The sequence below is a fragment of the Kribbella sp. NPDC055110 genome (assembly GCF_053607525.1).
Genome location: NZ_JBSGTS010000001.1, coordinates 474,881 through 487,599, shown reverse-complemented (window position 1 = coordinate 487,599; position 12,719 = coordinate 474,881). Strand labels below are relative to the sequence as shown.

Sequence of the window (12,719 nt, the reverse complement as noted above, 5' to 3'; positions counted from 1 at the left end):
TCAGTCCTCTTCCAGTACCGCGAGACCCGGGAGCTCCTTGCCCTCCAGGTATTCGAGCGACGCACCGCCACCGGTGGAGATGTGGCCGAACGCGTCGTCGGCGAAGCCTAGCTGCCGTACGGCGGCCGCGGAGTCACCGCCGCCGACCACACTCAGCCCGTCCACCTCGGTCAACGCCTGCGCGACGGCCTTGGTTCCGCCGGCGAACGCCGCCATCTCGAACACGCCCATCGGGCCGTTCCAGAACACCGTCCTCGCCGCGCCGACCTCGGCGGCGAACGCCTTCGCGGAGTCCGGGCCGATGTCCAGGCCGAGCTGGTCGGCGGGGATCGCGTCCGCGGCCACCACGGTGGCCGGCGAATCCGCCGTGAACTCGGGCGCGACCACGATGTCGGTCGGCAGCACGATCTTGTCGCCGGCCTCCTTCAGGTAGCCGCGGACGATGTCCAGCTGGTCTTCCTCGAGCAGGCTCTTGCCGACCTCGTGGCCCTGCGCCTTCAGGAACGTGAAGACCATGCCGCCGCCGATCAGCAGCTTGTCGGCCTTGGCGAGCAGGTTGTCGATCACCGCGAGCTTGTCCGACACCTTGGCGCCGCCGAGCACCACGACGTACGGCCGGGCCGGGTCCTCGGTGAGCTTCTTCAGTACGTCGACCTCGGCGAGCACCAGCCCACCCGCCGCGTGCGGGAGCTTGCGCGCGACGTCGTACACACTGGCCTGCTTGCGGTGCACGACACCGAAGCCGTCGCTGACGAAGACGTCCGCGAGCGCCGCCAGTTCATCGGCCAGCGCACCACGCTCGGCCTCGTCCTTGCTCTCCTCGCGCGGGTCGTAGCGCACGTTCTCGAGCAGCAGGACCTCACCCTCGTCGAGATCCTGTACGGCGGTCTGCGCCGCGTCACCGGTGACGTCGGTGGCGAACCGCACGGTGATGCCCTCGGGCTGCAGCAGCTCACCGAGCCGCTTGGCCACCGGGGCCAGCGTGTACGCCGGGTTCGGCTCACCCTTGGGACGGCCGAGATGCGCGGTCACGATCACCTTCGCGCCCGCCTTCGCCAGCTTCACCAGAGTCGGCAGCGACGCGCGGATCCGGCCGTCGTCGCCGATCACCTCGTCCTTGATCGGCACGTTCAGGTCGGACCGGACCAGCACCCGCTGCCCGGCCAGGTCGCCGAGATCTTCGATGGTCTTCACAGTTCAGCTTCCTCGTGCGAACGAGCTTGCGCCCGAAGAAGCACCAGGGCTCTCTTCGGACGCAAAGCTTGGGGAATGTCAGAGCGAGGCGCCGACGTGGTTCACCAGGTCGACGAGGCGGTTGGAGTAACCCCACTCGTTGTCGTACCAGCCGACGACCTTGACCTGGTTGCCGATCACCTTGGTCAGGCCGGCGTCGAAGATGCAGGACGCCGGGTCGGTGACGATGTCGCTCGAGACGATCTCGTCCTCGGTGTAGGTCAGGTAGCCCTTCAGCGAACCCTCCGCCGCGGCCGCCTTGTAAGCGTCCTTGACCTCGTCGACGGTGACCTCGCGGCCGACAGTGACGGTGAGGTCGGTGGCCGAGCCGGTCGGGACCGGGACGCGCAGCGCGTAGCCGTCCAGCTTGCCCTTGAGCTCCGGCAGCACCAGGCCGATCGCCTTCGCGGCGCCGGTGGAGGTCGGGACGATGTTCAGCGCGGCGGCGCGGGCGCGGCGCAGGTCCTTGTGCGGACCGTCCTGCAGGTTCTGGTCCTGGGTGTACGCGTGGATCGTGGTCATCAGACCCTTTTCGATCGTGAACGCGTCGTTCAGAACCTTGGCCAGCGGGGCGATGCAGTTCGTGGTGCAGGACGCGTTCGAGATCACGGTGTGCTTCTCGGCGTCGTACAGCTGGTGGTTCACGCCCATCACGACGGTGAGGTCCTCGTTCTTCGCCGGGGCGGAGATGATGACCTTCTTGGCGCCGTTGTCGGCGTGCGTCTTGGCCTTGGTGGCGTCGGTGAAGAACCCGGTGGACTCGATCACCACGTCGGCGCCGACGTCCGACCACTTCAGGTTGGCCGGGTCGCGCTCGGCGAACGCCTTGAAGCTCTTGCCGCCGACGGTGATGTCGTCGTCGGTGGCGGAGACCTCACCCGGGAAGCGTCCCAGGATCGAGTCGTACTTCAGCAGGTGAGCGAGGGTCTGATTGTCGGTCAGGTCGTTGACGGCGACGACCTCGATGTCGGCACCGGACGCCTGCACGGCGCGGAAGAAGTTACGGCCGATCCGGCCGAAGCCGTTGATACCTACGCGTACGGTCACGGGACTGCGTCTCCTCAGAACTAGCTTTCGAGCACTGCCGCTACAGCCCGAACACTAGCCCAACCGCCCACTCGATCAACTGGTAGCGTCCAGATGAGACCACCGGTTGTTTTTCACGGCTTCAGACCAGACCACTGGCTGGTACGACGAACGGCGATTTCCGGAACGTCCCTCCGGAAACCGCCGTTCGCACCGATCAGCCGAGGCCGAGCGCAGGTTTCGCGGCCCGTGATCCAGCCGTGCTTTCCTTCGCGCCGGCGGCGGTCTGTTCCGGCTTGGCCACACCGCCGAGGGGCGCCTGGCCGCTGTTCAGCAGGTCCCGCGCAAAGGCCACATCACCGGCCTGGCCGACTCGTAGCGCACCGGCCAGCTGATCGCGCACTCCCGGCGTCGCCGGCACCTCGTTGCCGGGCCAGTTCGCCGCCGGCGCAGTGACCGCCGCCGGCTCGTCGGCGACCATCTTGCCCTTCTTCGCCTCGCCTTCGCGATGCTTCTTCACCGCATCGCCCGCTTTGCGGTGACTCTCCTGATTCTTGTGCCCGGTCCGAATCAGGTCTTCTTTTGCCTTGGCCTCTTCGTTCGCGTCGCCCATCGGTCTCCGATCGTGGTCGTGATCCATCCGTGGGACAGATCCAACCAACGTCGCAAGAGCGGCGCAGGCGGCCGTTGATAACGATCCGGTCAGGCCGGGTCGAGCATCTCCGGGGTGAGGTTGGCTTCGGTGTTCGGGACGCCGAGGTCGCCGGCGCGCTTGTCGGCCATCGCGAGCAGGCGGCGGATCCGGCCGGCGACGGCGTCCTTGGTCAGCGCCGGCTCGTGCAGCTGGCCGAGCTCTTCGAGGCTGGCCTGCTTGTGCTCCAGCCGCAGCTTGCCCGCCACCTGCAGGTGGTCCGGTACGTCGTCGCCCAGGATCTCCAACGCCCGCTCGACGCGCGCCCCAGCGGCCACCGCGGCCCGGGCGGAGCGGCGCAGGTTCGCGTCGTCGAAGTTCGCCAGCCGGTTCGCGGTCGCACGGACCTCGCGCCGCATCCGGCGCTCCTCCCACGCCAGCACCGACTCGTGCGCACCGAGCCGCGTCAGCAGGGCGCCGATCGCGTCACCGTCGCGGATCACCACGCGGTCTACGTTCCGCACCTCGCGGGCCTTCGAACCGATCCCGAGCCGCCGCGCCGCACCGACCAGCGCGAGCGCCGCCTCCGGCCCGGGGCACGTCACCTCGAGCGAGGACGACCGACCCGGCTCGGTCAACGATCCGTGCGCCAGGAACGCACCACGCCAGGCCGCAACCGCGTCACAGGACGCACCGGAAACGACCGCGGGCGGGAGGCCCCGGACGGGACGGCCGCGGTTGTCCACGAGGCCGGTCTGCCGCGCCAGCGCGTCACCGTCCCGGACCACGCGGACGACGTACTTCGTCTGCTTGCGGATCCCGGACGGGGAAATCACCACCACGTCCGACGGGTGACCGAAGATCTCCGCGATGTCCTTGCGCAGCCGCCGGGCCGCGGCGCCGCTGTCCAGTTCCGCCTCGACGACGATGCGTCCCGAGACCAGGTGCAGCCCGCCGGCGAACCGCAGGATCGACGAGACCTCGGCCTTGCGGCAACACGGTTTCGTCACCTGAATACTGGTCAACTCGGACTTCACCTGTGCTGTCATCGCCATGAAGGCCATCCTCCCACCCATGTCAAAGACCCAACGGGCAGAAGCTGCCCCGGTTACGGGCGCTGCAACCTTTCGGCGCACTGAATGCGTTACCCCGGCGACGTTCCGAGAGGAGGGGTATGAAGGCACCGGACGACGCCGAGTTCACCGAGTTCGCCGCGACCACGATCCGGCGGCTGCGCAGAACGGCGTACCTGATGTGCGGCGACTGGCACCGGGCGGAGGACGCGGCGCAGGACGCGCTCGTGAAGGTGTATCGCCGTTGGCACCGCATCGACCGCACCCAAGGGCTGAACGGCTACGCGCACCAATGCCTGGTCACGGCCGTGTTCGACCAGTCCAGGAAACCGTGGCGCCGGGAGCGGCTCCTCGACACCGACGAGAAGGTCACGCCGCGGCCGGATCCGGTCGGCACCGTCGAGGACCGGATGCTCGTCGTCCAGGCGCTCGCCGCGTTGCCGCCGAGTCAACGTTCGTGCGTCGTACTGCGGCACTACGCCGACCTCAGCCTCGAACAGACCGCCGACATCCTCGGTATCGGTGTCGGCGGCGTGAAGAGTCAGACGTCCCGTGGCCTCACCCGCCTTCGCGAACTTCTCGACCAGACCGAAAGGAGCGCATCATGAGTACGGACATCGAACGCCTTCTGGCCGCTGCCGCCGACGACAGCGACCAGCCACTGACCACCGACGTCGACGATCTCCTCGTCCGTGCCCGGCGCTCCGTCCGCAACACCCGGATCGCGACGGTCGCCACCGCCGTCCTCACCACGGGCGTCATCATCGGCGGTGTCGCCGCCTGGTCCGCGAACCGCGACGAGAGCACCGGCCCCGCAAACGGCCCGCGGCTCACGATGGACGCGAGCACCGGTCGCGTCATCAAAGACGAAGCCGGCGCGAAGGTCCAGCCGCCTCCGCCGGTCAGTCAGCTGAGCGACGCCAACCTGCGCAACCAGTGCAAGCAGACCGATACGGAGTACGTCGACTTCCTGCGCGAGCACGGTGCCAACCCCCTCGACAAGGGGCAGCCGCTCGACGCCAACTGGAAGGTCGTCGTGAAGGCCGGCACCGGCAACCGGCTGCACGTGATGTTCCTGTCCCCGGACCAATCCATCGTCAGCACCTGTGCGTTGATGAGCGTCGGGCAGGCGCAGTCCTACGGACGGATCAGCACAAAGCCGCAGGCCACCTCTGGTCGGACCCCCTTCGCCGCTGCCACGAACCGGGTTCCGGACAGTGTCCGCGAGGTTCTGGTCGACCTCGACGGCGAGACCGAGCCGCGGCAGGCACTCGTCGGCGAGAACGGTTTCTACTCGATCGGGTTCGACAATGCGGCCAAGGGCGGGCAGCAGCGGCAGGTCCGCGGGTACGACGCCGAAGGCCGCAAGATCTTCGAGTACCAGCGCCCGTCGCTCCCGACCGCAGCGACCGAACGGCCGTCGGCCCCGGACAACGTCACGGTCAAGACCGCCGAGCCGATCACGCCGAACGTCGTACTCACCAAGGACCCGTTGACCGGGAAGGCTCTCGCTCCCCCGCCGCCGGTCAGTCCACTGACCGACGAGCAGATCACCACGCGGTGCCGTGGCGTGGACGACATCTACTTCAGCGGCGACAGCGGAGCGCAGGATCCGCGGATCAAGGCGGCCGGACCGGTGACGAAGGAGTGGCAGGTCGCGCTCAAGACGGGCACCGGCAACAAGCTCACCGCCGTACTGATCTCACCGGACCAGAAGGTGTACGCGTGGTGCCACATGCTGGGAGCCACGGCGAAAGGCGCGTACGACTACACGCGGGGCGCCGTACAGGCGAACGGGAAGTTCGCCGACGACTTCAGCTTCGGGATGATACCGGACGGCGTCGCGCAGCTCGTCGTCGACCTGCCGACGCAGGGCCCGACGCGCGCGCTGATTTCGAACGGCTACTACATCTGGGGCCTGACCGGCGGGAACTCCGGCATCAAGAGCGTCCGGGTCCGCGGGTACGACGCCCAGGGCAAGCAGGTGTACACCGCCAAGAAGGACCTCGACGCCGATTTCGACTAGCTGAAGATCTCCCGGTACACCTTGGCCAGCTTGTCCGGGGCGTGGTGCAGGTCGCGGTCGTCGTCGGCGATGTCGGCGATCACCAGCTCGGCCCCGAGGGACTCCGCCGTACGGCGTAGCGACTCGGGGTCGGGCACGTGACCGGCGTCGGCGAGCACGACGTCGATTCGGAGATCCGGCGCATGCGCGGCCAAGACCTCCAGGTGGGTCTCGGGCGAGAAGCCGTCGGTCTCACCCTTCTGCTCCCCCAGGTTCAGCGTGAGGAGCCGGCGGGCGCTGGTCTGCTCGAGGCCGCGGCTCAGCTCGGGCACCAGCAGGTTCGGGATGACGGACGTGAACCACGAGCCCGGACCCACGACGACCCAGTCGGCTTCCGCGATCGCCACCAGGGCCTCGGGACAGGCCGGCGGGTCGGCAGGGTCGAGCGCGACGTCCACGACGTGTCCTTCGGTCGTCGCCACCTCGGCCTGACCGCGGATCTCCGTGATCACCTCCGGATGCGCCGGATCCAGCCCGAGCACCCGCGCGGTGATATCCAGCGGTACGGCGGACATCGGCAGCACCCGGCCTTCCGCGCCGAGCAGCCGGCCGACCCAGTCGAGTCCTTCGACCGCCTCGCCGAGCAGCTCCCACAACGCGACGATCAGCAGGTTGCCGACCGCGTGATCGTGCAGCTCACCGTTGCTGCGGAAGCGGTGCTGCAGTACGTCGGCCCACGTCCGGCCCCACTCGTCGTCACGACACAGCGCGGCCAGCGCCATCCGCAGATCACCCGGCGGCAGTACGCCGAGCTCCTGGCGCAGCCGCCCGGACGAACCGCCGTTGTCGGCGACCGTCACGACGGCGGTCAGCTGATCGGTCACATGGCGAAGTGCGGAAAGGGATGCGGCCAGGCCATGTCCCCCACCCAGTGCTACGACCCTGGGCGCTCGCGTCACTCCCGCCCCAGGTCCCGGTGTACCACTAACGTCGGTGAGCCTTTCTCGCGCAGCCGGCGGGCGATCTCTTCCGCCATCGCGACGCTGCGGTGCTTACCCCCGGTGCAGCCGATCGCGACGGTGACGAAGCGCTTGCCCTCGTTCAGGTAGCCGGTCCGCAGGGTGTCCAGCACGTCCACGTAGTTCTGCAGGAACTGCTGGGCCAGCGGATGGCCGAGGACGAAGTCTGACACAGGCTTGTCCTGCCCGGTCATCGGGCGCAGGTCGGGCTGCCAGTACGGGTTCGGGATGAAGCGCATGTCGGCGACCACGTCCGCGTCGACCGGAATGCCGTACTTGAACCCGAACGACACCACGGTCGCCCGGAGCTCCGCGTTCTCCTCGTCGCCGAACGCGTTCACGATCTTCGCGGCGAGCTGGTGGATGTTCAGGCTCGAGGTGTCGATCACCAGGTCGGCGCCGGCCCGGATGTCGCCGAGCAGCTCGCGCTCACGCTGGATGCCGTCCAGCAGCCGGCCCTCGCCCTGCAGCGGGTGCGGCCGGCGGACGCCCTCCTGCCGGCGCACGATCACGTCGTCGGACGCCTCCAGGAACAGGGTCAGCGGCCGGTACCCCTTCAGTCGCAGGTCGTGGATGGCCGAGCTCAGCTCGCCGAAGAACAGCCCGGTCCGGACGTCGACGACGACGGCGAGCCGCGGCGCCGCGCCGGTGCCGATGACCTGCTCGACAAGGGTGGTCAGGAACATCGGCGGCAGGTTGTCCACCACGAACCAGCCGAGGTCCTCCAGTACGTCGGCGACGGAGCTCCGTCCCGCGCCCGACATCCCGGACACGATGATGAGGTTGCCGCCCGTGTCGTCCATCAGTTCTCAGTTCTCCCTGGATCCCCGTCAGGCGTCCTGGCCGGCGCCGGGACGTCGTCCCCCAGTATCTCGCCTGTGGCCGTGTTCACCGACGGAGCCCGGCCGGTTTCCGCCTTCGTTGCGGCAGCGTTCACCGCGAGTACGACGGACTCCGCCGTACGGCGCCCGAAACCGGGCAGATCCGCCACCTCGTCGATCGTGGCCAGCCGCAACTTCTTCAGCGACCCGAAGTGCCGCAGCAACGTCTTCCGCCGGACCTCGCCGAGACCCGGCACCTCGTCGAGGACGCTCTCGACCATCGACTTCGACCGCCGGCTGCGGTGGTGCGTGATCGCGAACCGGTGCGCCTCGTCCCGGAGCCGCTGCAGGAGGTAGAGGCCTTCCGACGTACGGGAGAAGATCACCGGGTCTTCCTCGTCCGGCAGCCACACCTCCTCCAGCCGCTTGGCCAGGCCGCAGACCGGGATGTCGCCGAGGCCGAGCTCGTCCATCGCCTGCCGGGCCGCCGCGACCTGCGGCGGACCACCGTCCACGACCACGAGTCCTGGTGCGTAGGAGAACTTCCGGGCGCGCCCGGTCTCCGGGTCGATGAGGGCGCCGCTGGGATCCTCGTCGGCGGTCATCGTGGCGCGCTCGTCCAGGAGCCGCTTGAACCGGCGGGTCAGGACCTCGGCGATCGAGGCGACGTCGTTCTGCCCCTCGACACCCTTGATCACGAACCGCCGGTACTCGCTCTTCCGCGGCAGGCCGTCCTCGAACACGACCATCGAGGCGACCACCTCGGTGCCCTGCAGGTTCGAGACGTCGTAGCACTCCAGCCGCAGCGGCGCCTCGGGCAGGTCGAGCGCGGCCTGGATCTCCTCCAGCGCCTGGTTGCGGGTGGTCAGGTCGCTGGCCCGTTTCGTCTTGTGCATCGTCAGCGTCTGCAGCGCGTTGCGCTCGACGGTCTCCATCAGCGCCTTCTTGTCGCCGCGCTGCGGGACGCGGAGGTCCACTCGCGCGCCGCGCGTCGACTCCAGCCACTCGGTCAGCGCGGGGGCGTCCTCGGGCATCGTCGGGACCAGGATCTCCCGCGGGATCGAGTCCGCCGAGTCACCGGCGTACGTCTGCTGGATGAACCGGGACACCAGGTCTCCGGTGGTCGCCGTACCGTCCGCCTTGTCGGCGATGAAGCCGCGCTCACCGCGGATCCGGCCGCCGCGGATGTAGAAGATCTGCACCGCGACCTCGAGCGGGTCCTCGCTGAGCGCGATCACGTCGGTGTCGGTGCCGTCGCCGAGCACCACTGCGTTCTTGGCCAGCGCCTTGTCCAGGGCGGCCAGGTCGTCACGGATCTTCGCGGCCCGCTCGTACTCGAGCTCGGCGGCCGCGGCCTGCATCTCCTTCTGCAGCCGGCGCACGTACGTCGCGGTCTGGCCGGAGAGGAACGCGGCGAAGTCGTCGACGATCTGCCGGTGCTCCTCCTGGGTCACCTGACCCGTGCAGGGCGCGGCGCACTTGCCGATGTACCCGAGCAGGCAGGGCCGGCCGATCTGGCGGTGCCGGTTGAACACGCCCTTGCTGCACGAGCGCATCGGGAACACCCGCAGCAACAGGTCGACCGTCTCCCGGATCGCCCACGCGTGACTGTACGGACCGAAGTACCGCACGCCCTTCTTCTTCTGGCCGCGGCCGACCATCACCCGCGGATAGTCCTCGTTGAGGGTGATCGCGAGCCACGGGTACGACTTGTCGTCGCGGTACTTCACGTTGAAGCGCGGGTCGTACTCCTTGATCCAGGAATACTCCAGCTGCAGCGACTCGACCTCGGTCGCCACCACCGTCCACTCGACCTTCGCGGCCGTCGTCACCATCGCCTGCGTCCGCGGGTGCAGGTTCACCAGATCCTGGAAGTACGACGACAGGCGCGCCCGCAGGTTCTTCGCCTTGCCGACGTAGATCACCCGGCCGCCGGAGTCGCTGAAGCGATAGACACCTGGCGAGTCGGGGATCGATCCCGGAGCGGGACGGTACGAGGACGGATCAGCCACTCAACCACCCTAGTTCGGCCCGCCGACAAATCCGGAATCGCCGCCAAGTTTGCACTCCTAGTTCAATGACAGACTTGAAGGCATGAAGATCGACGAACTGGATCGACTGATTCGCGCGTACGACGGCGTCCGGGTGCTCGAGGCCCAGGACGACCTGTTCTACCTGTACGACCCGGCGGGCGACCTGCCACCGGAGCGGCAGCAGCCGTTCGCCACCATTGTCACCGGCGACCACTACGAGAAGGTGTCCCGGCTCGACCAGCCCGGCTCCTGGCGTCTCAACCTCGGCCTCACCAAGACGACGTACACCTCGCTGTTCGGACCGGTGCCGACCGAACGCGACGCCGACTGGGTGCTCGACTCGGCCCACGACTACGCCGCGCGCGACACCTTGATGCCGCATCCGTTCTATGCCACTCAGTACTGGGTCGCGATCGTCGACCCGACCGGTCTGGACCAGCTGCTCCCGTTGATCGTCGAGGCGTACGAGTTCGCGGCGCGCAAGTATTCCAATCACCAGGCACGACAAACCCGCTGAACATTGCGGTCGTATTGCGGGTTGAGTCATAAGGCTGAGTTGACCCCCGGCTGGGATGGGCGCGCTCCCTAGCGTGTGGACCAGGGTAGATGCGCAGGTCCTTTGCGTGAGGCAACAAGGCCTTGCGCTGACTCGAGGGAGTTCCGCCCATGTCCCCATCCCTTCGCAGACCGCGCGCTTTACTCGGTGCCGTCGCTGCGTCCGCGCTCGCCGTTACCGGAATCGCCGTTACAGCGGCCGGCAGTGACGCGTCGCAAACCGCTCCCGTCACCATCCGCGGCGCCGGTAGCTCGAACGCGATCCCCGGCAGCTACATCGTCGTACTGGCCGGCCAGAACTCGCGGGCCCAGACCCGGGCCGCCACGCAGAGCCTGGCCTCGAGCTACGACGTCAAGGTCAACAAGCAGTTCGACGCGTCGATCAAGGGCTTCTCGGCCGGCATGACCGAGGACCAGGCGAAGAAGCTGGCCGGTGACAAGCGGGTCGCATTCGTCCAACAGAACCAGAAGATCACTGTCAGCCAGGACGACCCGCCGTGGGGCCTGGACCGCGCAGACCAGCGCGACCTGCCGCTGGACAAGAAGTACGAGGCGTCGACCACCGCCGAGAACGTGAACGTCTACGTGATCGACACCGGGATCTACGCCGCCCACAAGGACTTCGGCGACCGCGCGTCCGTCGGCACCGACACCGTCGGCGACGGCCAGAACGGCGTCGACTGCATGGGTCACGGCAGCCACGTGGCCGGCACCATCGCGGGCACGACGTACGGCCTCGCCAAGGGCGCCAAGGTCTTCGGCGTCCGGGTGCTGGACTGCCAGGGGTCCGGCACGACCGAGTCCGTCGTCGCCGGCATCGACTGGGTGACCAAGAACGCCAAGAAGCCGGCCGTCGCGAACATGAGCCTCGGCGGCGGCGCCGACGACGCCCTCGACGCCGCGGTCAAGGCCTCGGTCGGCTCCGGTGTCACCTATGCCGTTGCTGCCGGCAACGAAAGCGCGGACGCCTGCCAGGGCTCGCCGGCCCGGGAGCCCTCGGCGATCACCGTCGGCGCCACCGACAACCAGGACAAGCGCGCCGACTTCTCGAACTTCGGCAAGTGCGTCGACCTGTTCGCACCGGGCGTCGACATCACCTCGGTCGGCATCACCGACCCGGACGCCACCGCGAAGATGAGCGGTACGTCGATGGCCACGCCGCACGTCGCGGGCGGGGTCGCGCTCTACCTGGCCGCCCACCCGGACGCCACGCCGGCCGACGTCGCCAAGGCGCTGGTCGACAACTCCACGGCCGACAAGGTCGGCGACCCGGGCACAGGCTCCCCGAACAAGCTGCTGTACGTCGGCGCCGCCGACCAGTCCTGACACCTAGCTGAAGGCCCGGCCACCGGATTCCTCACCACGGTGGCCGGGCCTTCGTACGTCGCGATCAGGCCTCGACGATGTTGCTGCCTTCGACCTTCACGTTCACGGCCGGTAGCGCCGTCTGCGCCGGGCCGCTGACCGGGCTGCCGTCGGTGATGCTGAAGTGGCTGTTGTGGAACGGGCACACGATCTGGCCGCCCTCCACCGAGCCGATCGGGTTGCCCTGATGCGTGCACACCGCGGAGAAGCCCTTGTACTGACCCGCGGTCGGCTGCGTCACCACGACCTTCGCGTCGGCGAACACCTTCCCGCCACCGACCGGTACGTCGGACACGGGGCCGAGCACCGAACCGCCGCTGGCCGGCGCACTCGACGAAGGGGCAGTGGACGACGGAGCGCTGGACGAGGCGCTGCTGCCGGCACTCGGCGCCGAGCTCGAGCCGCTCGCGGACGGCGTCGTACCGCCCGAGGCGTCGTCGCTGCCACCGCAGGCCGCGAGGAGCGGCGCGCTGGCACCCGCGAGGGCGACCATCGCCGCACACCGGAGCACAGTCCTCCGGTCGCGCAGGCCGTCGGTCGCCTTGGCCTGCTGCGGGCTGGTCTGCTGCGGGATGGTCTGCTGCGGGGTGGTGGCGGGTGCCATCGTGTCATCGCTCATAGATCTGGACCTCCAGGAGCCTGCTGATCGAAATAGTTGAACGCTGTACACCGAGTCAAACGACCGGATGGTCCGAACGGTTCACCACGATTCGGATTCAACCGCAGTTTGAAGGTTTGCTGTGAATCAGCTGGCAGTCGGCGCCACGATCCCGACCACGCAGTCCACCCCTCGAGCCGTCGCGACAGGTATGCCGCGTGCGCCAGCTGCTTGTCGGATTCAGGCGTCGCCCCGGTCTCGCGGCTAAGGTTTCTCCGCTGGCCGGCCCTCAGCAAACGCGGGGGGACCTGAAACGTACCGAGTGGATGCCCGGCACACTCTAGTGGTGGGAGAGGCCTG

12 protein-coding genes are annotated in these 12,719 nt (G+C 68.4%); 4 read left to right on the top strand and 8 right to left on the bottom strand.

Annotated elements, in window-relative coordinates:
• From ACWF0M_RS02100 to whiA, 4 genes are all read right to left on the bottom strand, one after another.
• Positions 1–1,194 (bottom strand): phosphoglycerate kinase, encoded by a 1,194-nt coding sequence (locus tag ACWF0M_RS02100; protein WP_452233735.1) that lies wholly within the window; start codon positions 1,192–1,194, stop codon positions 1–3.
• 78 nt (positions 1,195–1,272) lie between these two features.
• Entirely contained in the window at positions 1,273–2,280 is a 1,008-nt protein-coding gene (gene gap, locus ACWF0M_RS02095; RefSeq protein ID WP_452233734.1) for a type I glyceraldehyde-3-phosphate dehydrogenase, read from the bottom strand.
• A gap of 196 nt (positions 2,281–2,476) precedes the next feature.
• Positions 2,477–2,872, bottom strand: a complete 396-nt coding sequence (locus ACWF0M_RS02090) for a hypothetical protein (protein ID WP_452233733.1) — start codon at positions 2,870–2,872, stop codon at positions 2,477–2,479.
• Positions 2,873–2,961: 89 nt separating this feature from the next.
• Positions 2,962–3,945: a DNA-binding protein WhiA gene (gene whiA, locus ACWF0M_RS02085; protein WP_452233732.1), complete on the bottom strand. Its 984-nt coding sequence runs from the start codon at positions 3,943–3,945 to the stop codon at positions 2,962–2,964.
• Positions 3,946–4,064: 119 nt separating this feature from the next.
• Here whiA and ACWF0M_RS02080 point away from each other — a divergent pair, with 119 nt between their 5' ends.
• On the top strand, positions 4,065–4,571 hold the full coding sequence (locus ACWF0M_RS02080; protein WP_452233731.1) for a SigE family RNA polymerase sigma factor: 507 nt from the start codon (positions 4,065–4,067) through the stop codon (positions 4,569–4,571).
• Positions 4,568–5,989 (top strand): hypothetical protein, encoded by a 1,422-nt coding sequence (locus ACWF0M_RS02075; protein ID WP_452233730.1) that lies wholly within the window; start codon positions 4,568–4,570, stop codon positions 5,987–5,989. Before ACWF0M_RS02080 ends, ACWF0M_RS02075 begins: the two co-directional genes overlap by 4 nt.
• On the opposite strand, the gene ACWF0M_RS02070 is transcribed toward ACWF0M_RS02075, so the two are convergent.
• Genes ACWF0M_RS02070 through uvrC form a run of 3 tightly spaced genes read right to left on the bottom strand, consistent with a single transcriptional unit; the run spans position 5,986 to position 9,820 of the window.
• Positions 5,986–6,927 carry a gluconeogenesis factor YvcK family protein gene (locus ACWF0M_RS02070; protein WP_452233729.1) on the bottom strand — a complete coding sequence of 314 codons (942 nt, stop codon included), beginning with the start codon at positions 6,925–6,927 and terminating at the stop codon, positions 5,986–5,988. The genes ACWF0M_RS02075 and ACWF0M_RS02070 overlap by 4 nt on opposite strands.
• Positions 6,924–7,790: an RNase adapter RapZ gene (gene rapZ / locus ACWF0M_RS02065; protein WP_452233728.1), complete on the bottom strand. Its 867-nt coding sequence runs from the start codon at positions 7,788–7,790 to the stop codon at positions 6,924–6,926. The genes ACWF0M_RS02070 and rapZ overlap by 4 nt, the downstream gene beginning before the upstream one ends.
• Complete coding sequence (uvrC, locus tag ACWF0M_RS02060) at positions 7,790–9,820, bottom strand: excinuclease ABC subunit UvrC (protein ID WP_452233727.1); 2,031 nt, start codon at positions 9,818–9,820, stop codon at positions 7,790–7,792. Before uvrC ends, rapZ begins: the two co-directional genes overlap by 1 nt.
• Positions 9,821–9,902: 82 nt before the next feature.
• Here uvrC and ACWF0M_RS02055 point away from each other — a divergent pair, with 82 nt between their 5' ends.
• On the top strand, positions 9,903–10,358 hold the full coding sequence (locus tag ACWF0M_RS02055) for a DUF6194 family protein (protein ID WP_452233726.1): 456 nt from the start codon (positions 9,903–9,905) through the stop codon (positions 10,356–10,358).
• A gap of 149 nt (positions 10,359–10,507) precedes the next feature.
• Positions 10,508–11,722, top strand: coding sequence for a S8 family peptidase (locus ACWF0M_RS02050; protein ID WP_452233725.1), 1,215 nt, complete (start codon positions 10,508–10,510; stop codon positions 11,720–11,722).
• A 64-nt stretch (positions 11,723–11,786) separates the two neighbouring features.
• Here the strand turns inward: ACWF0M_RS02050 and ACWF0M_RS02045 are convergent, their stop codons facing one another.
• On the bottom strand, positions 11,787–12,380 hold the full coding sequence (locus tag ACWF0M_RS02045; RefSeq protein ID WP_452233724.1) for a Rieske (2Fe-2S) protein: 594 nt from the start codon (positions 12,378–12,380) through the stop codon (positions 11,787–11,789).
• Positions 12,381–12,719 lie beyond the last annotated feature (339 nt).

Coding starts and splice junctions, on each gene's coding strand:
- ACWF0M_RS02090 (WP_452233733.1), bottom strand. CDS start 2,872: ATGGGCGACGCGAACGAAGAGGCCAAGGCAAAAGAAGACCTGATTCGG.
- whiA (WP_452233732.1), bottom strand. CDS start 3,945: ATGGCGATGACAGCACAGGTGAAGTCCGAGTTGACCAGTATTCAGGTG.
- ACWF0M_RS02080 (WP_452233731.1), top strand. CDS start 4,065: ATGAAGGCACCGGACGACGCCGAGTTCACCGAGTTCGCCGCGACCACG.
- ACWF0M_RS02075 (WP_452233730.1), top strand. CDS start 4,568: ATGAGTACGGACATCGAACGCCTTCTGGCCGCTGCCGCCGACGACAGC.
- rapZ (WP_452233728.1), bottom strand. CDS start 7,790: ATGGACGACACGGGCGGCAACCTCATCATCGTGTCCGGGATGTCGGGC.
- ACWF0M_RS02055 (WP_452233726.1), top strand. CDS start 9,903: ATGAAGATCGACGAACTGGATCGACTGATTCGCGCGTACGACGGCGTC.
- ACWF0M_RS02050 (WP_452233725.1), top strand. CDS start 10,508: ATGTCCCCATCCCTTCGCAGACCGCGCGCTTTACTCGGTGCCGTCGCT.
- ACWF0M_RS02045 (WP_452233724.1), bottom strand. CDS start 12,380: ATGAGCGATGACACGATGGCACCCGCCACCACCCCGCAGCAGACCATC.